The following is a 17863-nucleotide window of genomic DNA, read 5'->3' as shown; positions in this document are numbered from 1 at the left end:
AGGCGATGGCATGTCACCCAGGGATTATTTAGGGCGATGCAGCGCGCAGAGTTTATTACCGTCCGGATCGCGTACATACGATAAATACATGGCGCCCATGTCGCCTTCACGCAAACCCGGAGGGGCTTCGCACGATACGCCGCCATGCGCCACCGCGACATCGTGAAATTGCGTTACCTGCTCAGGCGAGTTGCACTTGAAGCCGATCGTCGCGCCGTTCGAGCACGTCGCTTCCTCGCCGTTGATCGGCTCGGTGATGCAAAACGTGTTTCCAGCATGGCGATAGAACAGCCGGGTGTGACCGGAGGCGGCCACGTTGCGAAGCGGCTCGCCCGCGCCGAGCATGCCAAGCAGCGCGTCGTAGAACCGTTTTGAGCGCTCGATATCGTTCGTGCCCACCATGATGTGATTGAACATACTGTTTCTCCTTATATCCTGACTGTTCTCAGGGCGTGATTCTTGTGGTGCTTAAAATTGACACTGACGGGAACGACATTGGACTGCGTCCTCGTCAGTCCTGTTGCGTGGAAAAGTTTCGTGATCATAAGCTTTAACAGCGTGGCGTGGTGCGTGGTGCGGGCTTGGCTGTGCACGGCTTGGGTCATTGAATAGCCGTCAACGGATCGATTGAAACAGTGTACGCTAAACCGCTCTGGCCTTGAAAAGCGGCCAGCTACGGATGGGTACATGATCCACCGAGTCCAGGCGCGCAGATAGGGAAATGGCGGCATCAGGACATCGATGCCGCCATTTACGTTTCAGGCCTGCGCTTCAGCCCGTGCCTGTCAGCAAGTCAGATGAGGACCGGTGGGTACGCCCAAGTTCTGGGTGAAGGTCGTGTAGTAATTCACCCGGGTCTGCATCTGTGCCGGCCCCTGGTACTCGGTGCCGCCTGCGCATTCGCGATTGCCGTTAATGGCATTGATGGTCTGGCCGAAACCGTATCCGCCCACCATCGAGTCATGCGCCGCCCTGCCGGCGCGGCCCGGTTGGGTCATCCAGTACCAGACCGCACTTCTCCAGGCAATGGTGGCGTTGGTGGCCAACAGTTCCGGATTGTTCACCAGTTGCTCGCCCAGGCCCATGGCGTTGCCCAGACTGCGGTAGTTCGAGGTCCAGCTGATCTGGATCGGGCCGCGACCGAAGTACTGGTCGACCATGTTGGTGCTCTTGCAGGCGACGCGTACCCAGTTTACGTCGCAGTACAAGGGCCAGTTGGCGGTGTTGTACTCCCTCACTGCCCTCAGGTTGTCCGACTCGTGCTGCAGGTTGGCGAAGAAGGCGGCCACTTCCTGCTTGTCCAGGGTAGCGTTGCCCGACTTGGCAAAGCCTGGATAGTACCCTGCTGCAGTGACGAAGTCGGCGTATTGGTAGAACGAACTGCGGCTGGGGAACCATGCTTCGAACTGCGCTTTTGACAGGCCGGAAAAACTACCTGCCGGGTCGGGAGTAGGCGTCGGCGTTGGCGTGCTGCCACACGTAGTTTGCTGCCAATACCAGGTGCTAATGATCGGATCAGTACCGTCGGAGCCGTTGGTGCCGCTATTGACGACCTTGTAGAAATTGCCGTTAGCTGGGTACTTCACCACGCTGCCCAAGCTGTAGTTCACTCCTGCGCTCCAGGTCTGGGATGAGCAGGTCGGTGTCGGGGTGGGTGTCGGCGTCGGTGTTGGCGTCGGTGTCGGTGTTGGCGTCGGTGTCGGCGTGGTGCCGCACGAGCCACTCACCGTCCATGGCTTGCCACTTCCAGCGGCCCCGCTGTTGGTCGATGGATTGTCGCCCTGCGTCCAGTAGGCGGCCGTGTAGTTGATCCCCCCGTAGCTGGCCGACTTGCCGCCATCATAGACGGTGGTGCTGTTCCACGCTGCGTTACAGACGCTCGTTGCCGCCAACATCTTGCTTTGGGATGACTGGGTGCCGGTGGACGTATTGTCGCCGCCGCCGCCGCAGGCGGCCAGCGTCCCGCCCAGTACGCTGATGATCAGGCTATTGAGGATTGTTCTGTTCAATTGAGGCTCCATATCAAATTGTCGGGGCACTTGCATGCCGGAGATAAACCTGGTCGATCCGTGTGCCGCGCGTCACTCCGTGCCCGCGCGGTGATGAGGCGGAATCGATTTACGCGACAATTCCGATGTTTTATGTGCAAGATCGGTATACCAATATAACACCAATAATCGGATATATGCATACCAAGTTGGAGGAAATTAATACCAAATTGGGCCACTGAGGAAATGAGGGAGACCGTTTAACGCCCTCGACTGCGGTGCGGAAGCGTGCTTGAGATGGTCGCCTGCCGCGACTAGCCCTTCGCGTTGCTATTGCCGTGCCGTGCCGCGATGTCCCATCCACCGTCCACGCACAACTGGTCGAACTGCTGCGCCAGATCGGCCAGCACCACATTCCCCAAACTCTCGATCAGGATCGCCTGCGCCCGTTGCAGCGCCTCGCCCAGCGCCTGGTTGACCACCTTTTCTACCGCGCAGCCGGGATGCTCGTTATCGACGCCAATAGCGAACAAATGCGGCCCGCCAACCGCGCGATGAATATCGAGCAGTGTCACCGACCGTAAATCGCACGCCATCGACCAGCCCCCATGCTTGCCCGCGCCGGAGGTCACATAGCCAGCCTCGCGCAAGCCGGCCATGGTGCGCCGCACCACCACCGGATTCGTATCCAGCATTTTCGCGATGTGTTCCGATGTCAAAGGTCCGTCGTGCCTGGCCATGTGCAGCAGCACATGAAGCACGCGGGAAAGGCGGCTGTCTGTTCTCATTCAATTGTCGGTCGAGGTGATCTGAACGCACAGTTTACCGCCTCGCGGCGTACCGCGTGGACCGATCTTCATGCCCGCAAAAAGCCATCTTCCCGGCGCGATTATTTCGGGTACAATCATTGTGAACGGTCGTGCTATTTTTAGGCGATGACAACAAGGAGACTGTATGGACCTGAACTATACGAGCGAGGACCTGGCGTTCCGCGACCAAGCGCGCGCCTTCCTCGACGCCAATCTTCCGGCCGATCTGCAGCACAAGGTGCGCCAGCACCTGCGCCTGTCGAAGGACGACTACGTGCGCTGGCACCAGACCCTCGCCAAACAGGGCTGGGTGGCGCCGGGCTGGCCGACCGAATTCGGCGGTCCGGGCTGGAGCGCCGTGCAGCGCCACATCTGGGAAGAAGAATGCGCCCGCGCCGGCACCCCGCCCATCCTGCCGTTCGGCGTCAACATGGTCGCCCCGGTCATCATGGCCTTCGGCAGCGACGCACAGAAAGCCCACTTCCTGCCGCGCATCCTGTCCTGCGAGGACTGGTGGTGCCAGGGCTACTCGGAACCGGGCGCCGGCTCCGACCTCGCGTCGCTCAAGACCAGCGCCGAACGCGATGGCGACTTTTACGTCGTCAACGGCCAGAAAACCTGGACCACCCTGGCCCAGCATGCCGACATGATCTTTTGCCTGGTGCGCACCGATAGCGGCGTGCGCAAGCAGGAAGGCATCTCCTTCCTCCTGATCGACATGCACAGCCCCGGCGTGACGGTACGTCCGATCATCATGCTTGACGAAGACCATGAAGTGAACGAAGTCTTTTTCGATCATGTGCGCGTGCCCGTGCAAAACCTGGTCGGCAAGGAAAACAAGGGTTGGACCTACGCCAAATACCTGCTCGGCCACGAACGCACGGGGATTGCCGCCGTGGGCCGCTCCAAGCGCGAACTGGGCTCGCTCAAGCGCATCGCCGCGCAGCGCAACAAGAATGGAAAACCGCTGATCGACGACCCGCTGTTCGCGGCCAAGGTGGCCACCCTGGAAATCGAACTGATGGCGCTGGAGATGACCGTCATGCGCGTGCTGGCGCAAGAGCACAAGGCGCCCGGACCGGAAGCGTCGGTGCTCAAGGTGCGCGGCACCGAAATCCAGCAGACCCTCACGGAGCTGATGGTCGAAGCGGTCGGCCCGATGGCGCTGCCGTTCGACCCGGCCTATCTGGAATCGGCAACGCCGCACAGCGTATTCGACGATGACGACGCCGCGCCGCTGGCCGCGCACTACTTCAATTTCCGCAAGACCTCCATCTATGGCGGCTCGAACGAGATTCAACGCAATATCATCACCCAGATGATCCTGGGCCTGTGAGGGACTGAACATGGATTTCAACTTCAAGGAAGAACAGCTGGCCTTCGCCGATGCCCTCAAGCGCTGGGTGAGCAAGGATTACAGCTTCGAGACGCGCAAGAAGATCATCCACTCCGACGCGGGCAGCTCCGACGCGGCGTGGGCCACGCTGGCCGAACTGGGCATGCTGGCCTTGCCGGTGCCGGAAGAGCAGGGCGGCTTCAATGGCACGGCGGTCGACATGTTCGTCGTGATGCAGGAGCTGGGGCGCGGCCTGGTGGTCGAACCGTACTTCGCCACCGTGCTCGGTGCGCATTTCCTGGCGCTGGGCGGCAAGCATCCCGACCTGCTGGCGCAAGTGGCCGGCGGCGAACTCAAACTGGCTTGCGCGCTGGCCGAAAAACAGGCGCGCCATGACCTGTCGGACATCGCTACCACGGCCGTCGCCAATGGCGGCGGCTACCTGCTCAATGGCCACAAGAGCGTGGTGGTGCACGGCGGCCAGGCCGGCAGCCTGATTGTGTCGGCGCGCAGCAGTGGCGCCCAGCGCGGCGTCGGCGGCGTATCGCTGTTCGTGGTGCCCGTGGACGCCGCCGGCGTGACCGTGCGCGACTACCGCACGCTCGACGGCCAGCGCGCCGCCGAGATCGCGCTGGCGAACGTCCAGCTGCCGGCAGCAAGCCTGATCGGCAGCGAGGGCCAGGGCTGGGACCTGCTCGACGCCGGCGCCGACTACGGCGCGGGCCTGCTGTGCGCCGAAGCGCTGGGCGCGATGGAAGCGATCTTCGCGGCCACCCTCGACTACCTCAAGATGCGCACCCAGTTCGGTGCGCCGATCGGCAAATTCCAGGCGCTCCAGCACCGCATGGCCGACATGTACATCCACCTGGAGCAGGCGCGCTCGATGGCGCTGCTGGCCGCCGTGCGCCTGGCGTCGACCGATGTGGAAGAACGCCGCCGTACCGTGTCGGCGGCCAAGTTCCGGGTCGGCCAGGCGCTCAAGTTCGTCGGCCAGCAGGCGGTCCAGTTGCACGGCGGCATGGGCGTGACCGACGAACTGCCGGCCGCGCACCACTTCAAGCGCCTCACCATGATCGAACTGTCGCTGGGCGACTCCGACCACCACCTGCAACGCTTCATCGCGCAGCCCGGCTTTGCGGCGGGTGACATGGCATGAAGAAAACCACGTGGTATTTCGAGGACTTTTACGTCGGCCAGGAGATCGGGCTCGGCAGCCGCACCGTGAGCGAAGAAGAAATCATCGCTTTTGCCACCCAGTTCGACCCGCAGCCCTTCCACGTCGACCATGACGCGGCCAAGGCGTCCATCTTCGGCAGCGTCATCGCCAGCGGCTGGCACACCTGCAGCATGATGATGCGCATGGTGGTCGACGGCCTGTGGTGCGCCTCGTCGAGCATGGGTTCCCCGGGCCTGGACAAGGTGCGCTGGCCGCAGCCGGTGCGCGCCGGCGACACGCTCACCGTCACCTACATCACCACTGCGCTCAAGCCATCGAACTCGCGCCCCGACCGCGGCGTGGTCTGGTCGACCTGGCGGGCCGTGAACCAGCACGGCGAGGTCGCCTGCGTCATCGAAGGCATGGGCATGCTGGGGCGCCGCCCGAAGGAGAACGGCGATGCGTGAATTTTCCAGCCTGGCCGAGATGCAGGCGCTGGTGGGACAGGAACTGGCCGTGTCGGACTGGGTCGAAATCACCCAGGAGCGCGTCAACCTGTTTGCCGACGCCACCGATGACCATCAGTGGATCCACGTCGACCTGGAACGCTGCGCGCGCGAATCGCCCTTTGGCGGCCCGGTGGCGCATGGCTTCCTGACGCTGTCGCTGATCTCCGGCCTGTTCGACCGCACGCTGCGCATGGTCGATGCGAAAATGGTGGTCAACTATGGCTTGAACAAGGTGCGCTTTCCGGCCCCGGTGCCGGTCGGCAGCCGCGTGCGCGCGCGCCTGGCCTTGCAGCAGGTCGAACCCATCGAGGGCGGCGCGCAGCTCGCATGGAGCGTCGTCGTCGAGCGTGAAGGCGGCACCAAGCCGGTGTGCGTGGCCGAACTGCTGATCCGCCGCTACGCCTGATCGTGCGCTAACCCGGCCCTTGGCGAACGTAGCGGCATGATTTACCTGGCCGGGGTCCAGCCGGCCGCTATGTTTCGCACGACCTGCAACACCATCTGCTTGCTCGCATCGGCCCGCTTCCCGCTGCGCCAGGCCATCATGACTTCCCACTCCCACAGCGGCAAATCGGCGATGTCGAGTTTGACCAGGCTCCCGTCCTGCAACTGTCTTGCTACCGCCATGTCAGGCATGAACGTCAGGAAGCCATGCTCCAGCACCAGCTCAAGTGCGGCACTGGCCGGCTGGATCGCATGAATCGGCGTATTCGTTGTGCGACTGGCGTGCAGGCGTCCGATTAATTCATCGCATTCCGCACCCCAGAATTGCGGGGCCAGCCGTGCGTTCGCGATATCGGCCAGCAGGCAAGCGGGCGCGCGCGCGAGCGGATGATCGCGATGCACCACGGCGATAATGGGCGACACGCAAATGCGTTCCAGCTCGATGCCGGCAATCGCCGGGCATCGTAATACAAAGCCGAGCTGGGCCTGATCGGTGAGGAGCATATCCATGATGATCGGCGAGTGATTCGTGGTACAGCGAATTTCCATGGGCGCCTCCGCCAGGGCCAGCAGGATCGGGCCGAACAGCATGGACGCGAGCGACGGCACACACGCAAGGCGCATTTTCGGCAGCGCGGGCGCGCCCTGGACCGATTCCATGCCGAGCTCGAGCGCAACGAGCGCGGCCCGCGCCGCCGGCAGGAACGTGACGCAGGCTTCGGTGGGGACGGCGCCGCGGCGGTGGCGCCGGAACAGCTGTACGCCAAGCTGGTCTTCCAGCGCGCCCACCCGCTGGCTCACCTGCGGCTGCGACCAGCGGCGGCGCGCGGCGGCCTGGGTAAAACTGCCGTATTCGACGATTTCAATCAAGAGGCGCAGGTCGTCGAAACTCACAGACATAAAAATATCCAATATCACACATCCGAATTCGGTGTCTTCTATTATGTCTTGCTCTTGCCTAAGATGAAAGCTCATTCATGACGTGGGAGCAGGAACATGGCAGGAACAAGCGACGCCAGGCGGCGCGGCAAACGCTTTATCATGATCGACAATCTGTTGGTGGTGGCCGGTTTCTATGTGGTCTTTCCCATCATCGGCCTGCATTTTATCGACCGGCTCGGATGGGCCGCGGCGGCGGTCGGCCTGGCGCTCGGCTTGCGGCAAGTGTCGCAACAGGGCCTGGGGCTGCTCGGCGGGTCGCTCTCCGACCGGTTTGGCGCCAAGCCCCTGATCGTGGGCGGCTTGCTGCTGCGGGCCGCCGGTTTCGGGGTACTTGCCTACGCCAGCAGCCCGGTCCACCTGTTCGTTTCCTGCATCCTGTCAGGGCTGGGCGGCAGCCTGTTCGAGCCTGCGCGCGGGGCGCTGGTCGTCAAACTGACCCGTCCGGCCGAGCGCAGCCGCTTCTACGCGCTGCTGATGATGCTGGAAAGCGCGGCGGCCGTGCTGGGAGCCTTGCTCGGCACTTTCCTGCTTGGCCTGGAGTTTTATTGGGTCGCGATGGGTGGCTGCGCGGTGTTCGTGTTGGCGGCGCTGGTCAATGCGCTGGCGCTGCCCGCCTACCGGGTCGCCGTCCCTGGTACGGCTGCGCTGGCGGCGCTGCGGGTTCCGCTTGGCGACAAGCCCTTCCTTACCCTGGTGCTGACCCTGAGCGGCTACTACGTGTTGCAGGTCCAGCTGATGTTGCTGCTGCCGGTGCTGGTGACGCACGTGACCGGGACCACCCAGTCCGTGGCCTGGATGTACAGCCTGGATGCGCTGCTCGCCGTGCTGCTGCTGTATCCCATGGCGCGCCTGGGCGAACGCTACCTGAGCGAGGAATCGCGCCTGCTGCTCGGGATCGGCGTGATGACGGCCAGCCTGGCAGCCATGGCGCTGGTCTCGGGCGCGGCCGGCGTGTTTGGCGTGCTGGCGCTGTTCTATGTCGGCGGCCTCATCGCCGAGCCCGCGCGCGAGGCCATCGTGGCGCGCCATGCGACGGCGCGGGCCCGCGCCAGCTACATTGGACTGAGCAGGATCGGGCTGGCGCTGGGCGGGCTGATCGGCTACGTTGCAGGCGGATATCTGCTTGACGCGGGCCGGGCGCTGGGCCTGCCGGGCCTGCCCTGGATGGTGCTGTGCGCGGTCGGCTGCCTGACCCTGGCCGCGCTGGCGCACCAGTTCTTCCGCGCCGCCTCCTGGCAGCGGGCGCGCGCATGATTCCCGCTGGCGCGCAGACGCAGGCCGCGACCGCCAGCAATCCTTGTACATCATAAAGCCGATGTATTCATCTACGCGAAGGAACGCACACCGCAACTATCAATATGTACGGGCCAACGCCGCGCGCACTTGGGACTAGTATGGACTGACGGGTAGTTATCGTCGTTCATACATCAGCAGGAGTCCGGATGAAAATTGCGAACTTGAAGATCGGCGTTCGTCTGGGGGGCGCTTTCGGCCTGCTGTTGCTGCTGATGGGGACCCTGGTCGCTACCGGCATCACCCTGCTCAACAGCGCGGGCAAAAGCACCGCGCACATGGTCGACCACGAATGGGTCAAGACCGAAGCGGCCAACCAGATCAACGTCGGCACGCGCGCCAATGCGCGCAGGACGCTCGAACTGTTCATCGTCACCGACCCGGCGCAGCTGGCCAACATCCACCAGCGCATCGAAGCGAACAAGAAGCAGATCACAGCCGCCCTGGCGACGCTGGAAAAGCTGATCGACTCGCGCGAAGGGCGCGAACTGCTGGCCCGGGTGGCGCGCGAACGCGCCGCCTACGTCAGCTCGTTCTCGCGCATCGATCAACTGATCGGCGAGAACAAGCGCGATGAAGCGTCGGCCCTGATGCGCGCCGAAACGCTGCCGGCGCTGGACGCGCTGCAGACCTCGATCACCGCCCTGGCAGCCTCGCAGAAGCGCCTGGCCGAAGCGGCCAGTGCCGCCGTCGAAGAGAGCATCGCCGGGGCCCGTACCATGATGCTGTGGCAGGGCGCACTGGGCCTGCTGATCGGCGTGCTGGCCGGATGGTGGATCACGCGCTCGATCACGCTGCCGATCAATGATGCGGTCAGGGTGGCCAGGACGGTGGCCGCCGGTGACCTGAGCGCCCGGATTGCGCCCGGATCGTCGAGCGAAACGGGGCAGCTGCTGCACGCGCTGGGCGACATGAACGCGGGCTTGCGCGACATCGTCAGCCAGGTGCGCAGCGGTACCGATGCCATCGCGACGGCGTCGAGCCAGATCGCCAGCGGCAACCTCGATCTGTCGGCGCGCACCGAACAGCAAGCCAGTTCGCTGGAGGAGACCGCGTCGTCGATGGAACAACTGACATCGACCGTCAAGCAGAACGCCGACAATGCGCGCCAGGCCAACCAGCTGGCCATTTCGGCTTCGCACGTGGCGGTGCAGGGCGGATCGGTGGTGGCACAGGTGGTCGACACGATGGGGTCGATCAACGAATCCTCGCGCAAGATCGTCGACATCATCAGCGTGATTGAGTCGATCGCGTTCCAGACCAATATTCTGGCCCTGAATGCGGCGGTGGAAGCGGCGCGCGCGGGCGAGCAGGGGCGCGGCTTCGCGGTCGTGGCCAGCGAGGTACGCAACCTGGCGCAGCGCTCGGCGGCGGCGGCCAAGGAAATCAAGATGCTGATCGACGATTCGGTGGACAAGGTCGCGCAGGGCAGCGAACTGGTTGACCGGGCCGGATCGACCATGCAGGCGATTGTCACGAGTATCAAGAGCGTGGCCGACATGATGGGCGAGATCACGGCGGCCAGTGTGGAGCAGACCGCCGGGATCGAGCAAATCAACCGGGCCATCACGCAGATGGACGAGGTGACCCAGCAAAATGCCGCGCTGGTGGAAGAAGCGGCTGCCGCCGCCGGGGCGCTGCAGGACCAGGCGGGAACGCTGGCGGGCGTGGTCAGCGTGTTCAAGCTGCCGGCCGGCGTGGTGGAAGGCCGCGCCAAGCCGGTGCTGCGCGAGGTGGCGGCGAGGGTGGCGGTGGAACGGCCGGCGCGGGCGGCCAGTCCGGCGGGCGCGCGCAAGCGCGAGGTGGCCGCCGCCGGGACGGACGATTGGGAAGAATTTTGAGCCGCCGTTTCCCCCCCGGCCCTGCCGGGGCCCGGCCGCCAAGTACACATTCCTTGATCTGGATTGGTTGACGAGGCCAGAGCGCCGGCATACAATTTCTTTCTGGAAATAATGATGGCATCGCAGCCGTGCCGCAGGGAAGGCGGCGGTGCTGCAGGCCGCCGCGCCGGCCATTGCTGGTCTTTTTCCGCCCGCCCCAAACCAGCGGGTGGGCTCACAAGCACCTCCATTCCACTAACGTCGCGGCGTCCAGCCAGCGCTGGCGCGCCCGCATCACCCGGGACAGTCGGATGAATATGACAAACTTGCGCATCGGAGCGCGTCTGGGCGGCGCTTTCGGCATCATTTTGCTGATCATGGCGGCCCTGATCGCCACGGCACTCACACGGCTCGCCAACCTCAGCGCCGTCAGCAGCAACATGATCGAGCGCGACATGGTCCAGGCCGATGCGGCCAACGTCATCAACGCCGGCACCCGCGCCAACGCGCGCGCCACGCTTGAATTGTTCATTGCGCCCGACGCCGCCTACAGCGCCAGGGTGCGCGACAAGATCGAAGCGAACAAGAAGGACATCAGCGCCGCCATTGCGCTACTCGACAAGCTGGCCAGCGACGCCGAAGGCCGGCAACTGCTGGCCAGGATCAAGGCCGAGCGCGCGCTGTATGTCGGCTCGTTCGCCAACGTCAGCCGCCGCATCGCCGCGCAGGAGCGCGATGCGGCCGCCGCCCTGATGCTGGTCGAGACCCTGCCGGCGCTCGACACCTTGCAGGACTCGGTGACCCGGCTGGTTAGCCTGCAAAAGAAGCTGGTGGGCGACGCCGGCCAGCGCATCGAAGACAGCGCAATGCTTGCGCGCCGCTCCATGCTGGTGCTTGGCCTGGCGGCGCTGCTGATCGGCGCCCTGTCCGGCTGGTGGATCACCCGTTCCATCACCCGGCCGATCGGCAGGGCGGTGCAGCTTGCGAAGACGGTCGCCGCCGGCGACCTGAGCAGCGACATCGCGCCGGGCGCGGGCGACGAAACGGGGCAATTGATCCAGGCGCTGCGGGACATGAACGGCAGCCTGCAACACATCGTCGGCCAGGTACGCGGCGGCACCGATGCAATTGCGACGGCGTCGGGCCAGATCGCCGCCGGCAACCTCGATCTGTCGGCGCGCACCGAGCAGCAAGCCAGTTCGCTGGAGCAGACCGCGTCGTCGATGGAAGAATTGACGTCGACCGTCAAGCAGAACGCCGACAACGCGCGCCAGGCCAACCAGCTGGCCATGTCGGCCTCGCACGTGGCGCGCCAGGGTGGCGTCGTGGTGGCGCAGGTGGTCGACACCATGGGATCGATCAACGAATCGTCGCGCAAGATCGTCGACATCATCGGCGTGATCGAATCGATCGCGTTCCAGACCAATATCCTGGCCCTGAATGCGGCGGTGGAAGCGGCGCGCGCGGGTGAACAGGGACGCGGCTTCGCGGTGGTGGCCAGCGAGGTGCGCAACCTGGCGCAGCGCTCGGCGGCGGCAGCCAAGGAAATCAAGACGCTGATCGGCGACGCGGTGCACAAGGTCGCGCAGGGCAGTGAACTGGTCGACCGGGCCGGAACGACCATGCAGGCGATTGTCACCAGTATCGGCAGCGTGACCGACATCATGGGCGAGATCACGGCGGCCAGCGTGGAGCAGACCGCCGGGATCGAGCAGATCAACCGGGCGATTGCGCAGATGGACCAGGTGACGCAGCAAAATGCCGCGCTGGTGGAAGAAGCGGCAGCCGCCGCCGGGGCGCTGCAGGATCAGGCGGGAACGCTGGCGGATGTGGTTGGCGTGTTCAGGCTGCCGGCGCGCGTGGTGGAAGGCCGGGCCAGGCCGGCGGCGCGCACGGGCGCCGCGTGGGGCGGCGGCAAGCGCGCCCTAATCGGGCTGTAAACAATAGCGGTTGCGCCCCCCCGCCTTGGCCTCGTATAACAGCGCATCGGCCATCTTGATCAAGCCACCCGGCAGCAAGCCATCGGCCGGCATCAGGCTGGCCACCCCCATGCTCAGGGTCAGCCACGGCGAGGCTCCGGATTTTTCGTGCGGGATGGCCAGCAGCGCCAGTTCGTCGAGCAGCTTCCTGGCCACCACCTCGGCGCCGCGCTTGTCTTCCTGCGGCAGCAAGATCACGAATTCCTCGCCGCCATAGCGCGCCACCAGGTCTTGCGGGCGCGCCGCCGCGCGCCGCATCGCCGCGCCCACCTGCACCAGGCTATCGTCGCCGGCCTGGTGTCCGTAGGCGTCGTTATACGCCTTGAAATGGTCGATATCGGCGATGATCAGCGCGATCGGCAGCCTGGAGCGCGCGCAGCGCCGCCATTCGGTATCCATCGCTTCGTCGAAACCGCGCCGGTTGGCCACGCCGGTCAGGCCATCGGTCAGGGTCAGCTCGCGCAGCGCATCGCTCTGGCGCTTGACCGTCAGCTGGGTGCGCACGCGCGCCCGCACCACCGCCGCGTTGACCGGCTTGGTGATGAAATCGGCGGCGCCGGCTTCCAGCGCCCGCGTTTCATCCTCCGGCGTCTTGAGCGCCGTGACGAAAATGATCGGAATGTCGCGCGTCGCTCCCGACTCGCGCAAGGCCCGGCACACCGCGTAGCCATCCATGTCGGGCATCATCGCGTCGAGCAGGATCAGGTCGGGGCGCTGGTTCTGGGCGATATGCAGCGCCTTGGCGCCGTTCATCGCAAACAGCACGTCGTGCTCGTCCTGCAAGGCCTGGTGCAGGATCTGGATGTTTTCCATCGCGTCGTCGACGATCAGGATACGCCCGTTCCTCGCCATATCGGTCCAGCTCATGCACGGTCCCTTCGTTTCAAAATCTCTTGCACCTGCAGCGCGGCGTTGGCAAAAGCCAGCGTGGCGACGGCGTCACCCAGCGCGGCCATCACCGCCGGGGCCAGGGCCGCGTCCAGCACCGGACGCAATGCGTCAAATGCCGCCATGGCCTTCAGATTGTTATTCTGAAGCAAACTCAGAAGATCCGCCAGCGCCGCATCGACTTGTGCGGGGTCTTGTAGCCCCGGCTGCACATCCGCCGCCGCCGGCGCGGGCAGGGCGCGCGCGGTGTCGAACACCGCCTGCAGCGCCTTGTCGAGCGCCCCCAGGCGCACCGTCAGCTCGGCGCTGCCGGCGCCGCGCAAAGCCTGTTCAAAATCGAAGGCCAGCGCCGCCAGCTCGCTTGCCCCCAGGTTGGCCGCCACGCCACGCAAGCGGTGCACGCGCTGGATCGCCTCCAGCCGCTGCTCGCCGCGCAACAGCGCGCGCACCTCGTCCAGGGTGTGCCCCTGCGAACTCTCGAAGCGCTTGAACAAGGTGATGAAGTTATCGACATGGCCACCGAAGCGCGGCAGGGTCGACGCCAGGTCGATGCCCGGGATATCGAGCGCGCGCACGCTGTCGGGCAGTGCGGCCCTGGGCTCATGGAGCATGCCCGCGGGCGCGTGCGGCTCGGGCGCGGCGCCGGCCGAGGTCACCCGCAGCAAGGTGTTGACCATGTTGTCGACGTCGATCGGCTTGGCCACGTGGCCGTTCATGCCGGCCTCCCTGGCGCGGCGGCGGTCCTCTTCCATCGCGTTGGCCGTCATCGCAATGATCGGCAGGGTCCTGATGCCCATGCGCCGGATCGCTTCGGCCGCCTCGTAGCCGTTCATGACCGGCATCTGGATATCCATCAGCACCGCGTCGTAGCGGCTGGGGGAATCGGCCAGCATGCTGACCGCGATGCGCCCGTTGCCGGCGATGTCGACCGCGGCGCCGGCGTGCAGCAGGATATACTTGGCTACTTCCTGGTTGATCTGGTTATCCTCGACCAGCAGTACGTACATGCCCTTGAGCCGGCCCGCCAGCGGCTGCTCGGGCGGCGCCACCGGCGCCGCCTTCCCGGTGTGCAGCTCGATTGCCGCCGCCGCCAGCGCCAGCCGCGTCACCGGTTTGCTCAGGATGGCGTCCAGTTTCAAGTCGTCCTGCAAGGCCACCAGCTGTTCGCGCGCGCTTTCGGCCACCATCAGCGCGCAGCGCGGCATGACGATGGCCGGGTCGGTACGCGCGAAGGTCAGTACCGCGATGCCATCGAGTTCCGCCATCGCCGTATCGAGGAACATCAGGGCATACGGCGAACCGGCGCGCCCGGCCGTGCGCAGCAGTTCGAGCGCCTCGGCGCCGCTGGCAGCGCTGTCGACATCCCATCCAAAGTCGGCGCACAGGCGCGCGATGGCCTCGCGCGCGCTGCGGTTGTCGTCCACCACCAGCACCCGCCGCATGGCGCCGCCGGGCAGCGGGGGCAGTGCGGGCAGCAGCGCCGCCTCGCCGGCCTGGGCGATGCCGAAGGGCGAATCGAAATGGAACTCGGCGCCGGCGCCAAGTTCGCTGCGCACGCCCAGGGTGCCGCCCATCAGGTTGACCAGGCGGCGGCAGATGGCCAGTCCCAGTCCGGTGCCGCCGTATTTGCGGCTGGTCGAGGTGTCGCCCTGCGAGAAGGCGTCGAACATGTGGGCCTGCTGCTCGCGCGCGATGCCGATGCCGCTGTCGCGCACCGCAAAATCGAGCACCACCACGCCATCGTGCTCGCCGCGGCGCGTGATCGACAGCACCACTTCGCCCTGGTCGGTGAACTTGATCGCGTTGCCGATCAGGTTCAGCAGTACCTGTTCGAGCCGTAGCGCGTCGCCCACCACGGTCAGCGGCACGTCCGGCGCCACCGCGTACACCAGCTCCACGCCCTTGCTCCAGGCATTGGCCGACAGCAGCACCGACATGCTTTCCAGGACCTGGCACAGCGTGAACGGCGCCGATTCGAGCACCAGCTGGCCCGCCTCGATCTTGGAAAAGTCGAGCACGTCGCTCAGGATGCCCATCAGCGAACGGGTCGACATCTTGATCTTGGCGACATAGCTGCGCTCGCGCCGCTCCAGCGCACCTTCTTCGAGCAGGCGCGCCAGCCCCATGATGGCATTCATCGGGGTGCGGATTTCGTGGCTCATATTGGCCAGGAACTGGCTTTTCGCGCTGCTGGCCGATTCGGCCCGCTCCAGCGCCTGGATCAACTGCTCGTTGAGCGATTGCAGGCGCAATTCGGTGCGCTTGAGTTCCGACACATCCGAAATGAGCACGTAAAAGCCGCGCACCGCGCCTTCTTCGTCGAAGTCGGGAATGTAGTTGGCCCAGGTATGGCGCACCTCGCCGGAGGGATCGTGCAGCTCGCGCGAAAAATGAGTGGCCTTGCCGCCCAGGACTTCGCGCAGGTGCGGCGCAATGTCGGCCATTGTTTCGGGGCCGAGGATGGCGTCCATGCGCGCGCCGGTCATGCCGGTGGCGCTGCGCCCGCACAGCTCCAGGTAGCGGCGGTTGGCGAACTGGCAGCGCAGTTCCGCGTCCCAGTAGGCGACCATGCCGGGCACGTTGTCGGTGACGGTGCGGATGAAGCGCTCGCTCTGTTCGAGCCGCTCGCTGGTGGCGCGCAGCGCCTTTTCGGCCGCCACGCGCTCGCTGATATCGCGCACGGTCGACTGCAAAATGCCCTTGCCGCCGATGTTCACGCTGGTGAGCAGCACATCGGCATGGAACAGGGTGCCGTCGCGGCGCATGTGCAGCCACTCGAAATGGTGGCTGCCGGTGTCGATTGCATAGCGGATGAACTGTTCGGCCTTGTCGTCGGAGCGGCGGCCGTCCGGCTGGAATTCGGGCGAGGTGGTGGCCGGCGACAGGGTCAGGAATTCCTCGATGGTGGCGCAGCCATAGATGCGCACCGCCGCCTGGTTGCCGCCGATGAAACCGGCGCCCTGGGCGATCAGCATGTGGGCGTCGCCCGACATTTCGTACAGCGCCCGGAACTGCTCGTTGACGTCGCGCAGGCGTTCCGAGAGCAGCTTGCGCTCGCTGACATCGAGCACCACGGCACTGATGCCGACCAGCGCGTGGTCGGCCCCGAACACCGGATGGTAGCTGGTCACCCAGTGGCTTTCCACATCGGGCGAGCCGGGCACCGGGCGCGAGTCGTGCACCGACTTGAGCGGCAGGCCGGTATCGCGCACCTGGCGGTACGCCTTCTCGAATTCGGCGCCGAGGGGGCCGAGCAGCTCGGGCAGGGTGTGCCCCAGGTGGTCCGCCACCGGAATCGCGTTGACCGCGGCCAGGTAGTCGTTGACCATGACGATGCGCAGGTCGCTGTCGAGCAGGGCCAGGCCCACCGGCGCGGTGGCGTACACGGTTTCGAGCAGGGCGTTGGCGCGTTGCAGTTCGCCGGTGCGCTCGGCCACCAGGGTTTCGAGGTCGTTGCGGTAGCGTTGCAGTTCCCCGTCCATGTGCCGCAGGGCGCCGGCCACCTCGGCCACCTCGCGGATTTGCATCGGCGGCAGCAGCATCGGTTCGCCCCGTCCGAGCGCCGCCGCCGGTGCGCACAGGGAGCGCACCGAGCGTCCGATCACGCCGCCGATGCTCCACGCGGCGGCAAAGCCCACCACCAGCAGCGTGGCCACGCTGAGGAACACGCTGGCCAGGGCCTCGCGCATGGCTTCATAGGCCGCGTCGCGCGGCAGGGCGACCGTGGCATACCAGCCGCGCGTGGGAGAGCGCTGCAGGCTGGAGATGACGCGCACGCCCTCGCGCGAGGTCAGTTCCATCGGGCCGGCATTCGCGCGGCGCGCCAGGTCGGCCATTTCCGGGCGCGCCAGCGCGCCGATGAACTTGTCGGGAGCGATGCTGCGCGCGACAAAGGTGTCGTGGCGGTCGAACACCTGGGCGTTCCAGCGCGGCGGCAGGCGCTGTTCGGCCAGCAGCTGGTTGAAGCGTTCGGGGCGTAACTGGGCCGACAGCACGTACACCACCTCGCCGTGGCGCCGCACCGGCACCTCGACCGAGACGGTGTAGGGATCGGTGGGGCTGGCGCGGTACAGGTCCGAGGTGGCGGCCAGGCCGCTGGCGGCCACCTGGCGGATGGTATCGGCATTGCCGTTCGGTGGCAGGGGCAGGCCATGGGCGACGCGGGTGTTGAGCAGCGGCGTGCCATCGCGCTCGCTCAGCACGAAGGCGAAGCCCGGGAATTCCGGTCCGAGGATGCTGCGCGCCTGCTGATGGAAGGCGGCCAGGTCGGCGCTGCTCAGGCTGGGCGAGCTGGCCAGGGCGCGCGCGGCGGTTTCGCCGGCATCGAGATCGCGCTCGACGGCCATGAGCACATTTTGGGCCAGGCGCTCGGCATCGCGCAGCAGGTTCTGGTGCTCGCGCTGGAAGGAATCGTAGGACAGGGCGGCGAAGCCGATCAGGGTCGGCAAGGCGCAGGCGAGGACCAGCTTGGCGGTCTTCGAGCGGATGGACGGCAGGGTTGAACGTGATGAAAACGACACTGCCCGAGCCTCCGCCGCATCAAACGCGGCGCCGCGCACCGCTGTGAGACCGATGGTAGCCGAGCGCGCGTTTTCTTCAAAGCACTTTACGCCAGCCGTGCGCGGCCATCGCTCGCCATTTCTCCCACAACATTTCCTAACCGGGGTCGGCGCTCCGATTCGACACGTTTCTTCATTGA

At 65.6% G+C, this 17863-nt stretch carries 13 protein-coding genes; 7 read left to right on the top strand and 6 right to left on the bottom strand.

Annotated features, from left to right (window positions below; translation table 11 throughout):
* Positions 1 to 24 precede the first annotated feature (24 nt).
* From PO883_RS24540 to PO883_RS24530, 3 genes are all read right to left on the bottom strand, one after another.
* Positions 25 to 417 carry a VOC family protein gene (locus tag PO883_RS24540; RefSeq protein ID WP_289312085.1) on the bottom strand — a complete coding sequence of 131 codons (393 nt, stop codon included), beginning with the start codon at positions 415 to 417 and terminating at the stop codon, positions 25 to 27.
* A gap of 368 nt (positions 418 to 785) precedes the next feature.
* Positions 786 to 2009 (bottom strand): glycoside hydrolase family 19 protein, encoded by a 1224-nt coding sequence (locus PO883_RS24535; protein ID WP_289312084.1) that lies wholly within the window; start codon positions 2007 to 2009, stop codon positions 786 to 788.
* 293 nt (positions 2010 to 2302) lie between these two features.
* Entirely contained in the window at positions 2303 to 2776 is a 474-nt protein-coding gene (locus PO883_RS24530) for an Rrf2 family transcriptional regulator (protein WP_289312083.1), read from the bottom strand.
* Between the two features lie 166 nt (positions 2777 to 2942).
* On the opposite strand from PO883_RS24530, the gene PO883_RS24525 reads away from it, so the two are divergent.
* The 4 genes from PO883_RS24525 to PO883_RS24510 are packed head-to-tail and all read left to right on the top strand — an operon-like array spanning position 2943 to position 6204.
* On the top strand, positions 2943 to 4133 hold the full coding sequence (locus PO883_RS24525; protein ID WP_289312082.1) for an acyl-CoA dehydrogenase family protein: 1191 nt from the start codon (positions 2943 to 2945) through the stop codon (positions 4131 to 4133).
* Positions 4134 to 4143: 10 nt separating this feature from the next.
* Positions 4144 to 5289, top strand: a complete 1146-nt coding sequence (locus PO883_RS24520) for an acyl-CoA dehydrogenase family protein (protein ID WP_289312081.1) — start codon at positions 4144 to 4146, stop codon at positions 5287 to 5289.
* A complete protein-coding gene (locus tag PO883_RS24515) occupies positions 5286 to 5756 on the top strand; it encodes a MaoC family dehydratase (protein WP_289312080.1) in 471 nt (156 codons plus the stop codon). Before PO883_RS24520 ends, PO883_RS24515 begins: the two co-directional genes overlap by 4 nt.
* Positions 5749 to 6204, top strand: a complete 456-nt coding sequence (locus PO883_RS24510; protein WP_289312079.1) for a MaoC family dehydratase — start codon at positions 5749 to 5751, stop codon at positions 6202 to 6204. The genes PO883_RS24515 and PO883_RS24510 overlap by 8 nt, the downstream gene beginning before the upstream one ends.
* A 41-nt stretch (positions 6205 to 6245) precedes the next feature.
* On the opposite strand, the gene PO883_RS24505 is transcribed toward PO883_RS24510, so the two are convergent.
* Complete coding sequence (locus PO883_RS24505) at positions 6246 to 7154, bottom strand: LysR family transcriptional regulator (protein ID WP_289312078.1); 909 nt, start codon at positions 7152 to 7154, stop codon at positions 6246 to 6248.
* 84 nt (positions 7155 to 7238) lie between these two features.
* Between PO883_RS24505 and mdtH the strand changes: the two genes are divergently transcribed.
* The 3 genes from mdtH (at position 7239) to PO883_RS24490 (ending at position 12237) form a co-directional block, all read left to right on the top strand.
* Positions 7239 to 8438: a multidrug efflux MFS transporter MdtH gene (mdtH, locus tag PO883_RS24500; RefSeq protein ID WP_289312077.1), complete on the top strand. Its 1200-nt coding sequence runs from the start codon at positions 7239 to 7241 to the stop codon at positions 8436 to 8438.
* A gap of 188 nt (positions 8439 to 8626) precedes the next feature.
* Complete coding sequence (locus PO883_RS24495; RefSeq protein WP_289312076.1) at positions 8627 to 10318, top strand: methyl-accepting chemotaxis protein; 1692 nt, start codon at positions 8627 to 8629, stop codon at positions 10316 to 10318.
* Between the two features lie 290 nt (positions 10319 to 10608).
* Positions 10609 to 12237 (top strand): methyl-accepting chemotaxis protein, encoded by a 1629-nt coding sequence (locus PO883_RS24490; protein WP_289312075.1) that lies wholly within the window; start codon positions 10609 to 10611, stop codon positions 12235 to 12237.
* Here the strand turns inward: PO883_RS24490 and PO883_RS24485 are convergent.
* Both PO883_RS24485 and PO883_RS24480 read right to left on the bottom strand, forming a co-directional pair.
* Positions 12223 to 13143: a diguanylate cyclase gene (locus PO883_RS24485; protein ID WP_289312074.1), complete on the bottom strand. Its 921-nt coding sequence runs from the start codon at positions 13141 to 13143 to the stop codon at positions 12223 to 12225. The genes PO883_RS24490 and PO883_RS24485 overlap by 15 nt on opposite strands.
* Positions 13140 to 17684, bottom strand: a complete 4545-nt coding sequence (locus PO883_RS24480; RefSeq protein WP_289312073.1) for a response regulator — start codon at positions 17682 to 17684, stop codon at positions 13140 to 13142. The genes PO883_RS24485 and PO883_RS24480 overlap by 4 nt, the downstream gene beginning before the upstream one ends.
* Positions 17685 to 17863 lie beyond the last annotated feature (179 nt).

The sequence above is a fragment of the Massilia sp. DJPM01 genome (assembly GCF_030348125.1).
Lineage (GTDB): Bacteria > Pseudomonadota > Gammaproteobacteria > Burkholderiales > Burkholderiaceae_D > Telluria_A > Telluria_A frigida.
Note: the sequence above shows the minus strand (reverse complement) of the source record. Positions and strands in the feature narration are given on the sequence as shown.

Bases quoted from the DNA above. Each gene is read 5' to 3' on its own strand.
- PO883_RS24540 (WP_289312085.1), bottom strand. From the start codon at position 417: ATGTTCAATCACATCATGGTGGGCACGAACGATATCGAGCGCTCAAAA.
- PO883_RS24530 (WP_289312083.1), bottom strand. From the start codon at position 2,776: ATGAGAACAGACAGCCGCCTTTCCCGCGTGCTTCATGTGCTGCTGCAC.
- PO883_RS24525 (WP_289312082.1), top strand. From the start codon at position 2,943: ATGGACCTGAACTATACGAGCGAGGACCTGGCGTTCCGCGACCAAGCG.
- PO883_RS24520 (WP_289312081.1), top strand. From the start codon at position 4,144: ATGGATTTCAACTTCAAGGAAGAACAGCTGGCCTTCGCCGATGCCCTC.
- PO883_RS24515 (WP_289312080.1), top strand. From the start codon at position 5,286: ATGAAGAAAACCACGTGGTATTTCGAGGACTTTTACGTCGGCCAGGAG.
- PO883_RS24510 (WP_289312079.1), top strand. From the start codon at position 5,749: ATGCGTGAATTTTCCAGCCTGGCCGAGATGCAGGCGCTGGTGGGACAG.
- mdtH (WP_289312077.1), top strand. From the start codon at position 7,239: ATGGCAGGAACAAGCGACGCCAGGCGGCGCGGCAAACGCTTTATCATG.
- PO883_RS24495 (WP_289312076.1), top strand. From the start codon at position 8,627: ATGAAAATTGCGAACTTGAAGATCGGCGTTCGTCTGGGGGGCGCTTTC.
- PO883_RS24490 (WP_289312075.1), top strand. From the start codon at position 10,609: ATGAATATGACAAACTTGCGCATCGGAGCGCGTCTGGGCGGCGCTTTC.
- PO883_RS24485 (WP_289312074.1), bottom strand. From the start codon at position 13,143: ATGAGCTGGACCGATATGGCGAGGAACGGGCGTATCCTGATCGTCGAC.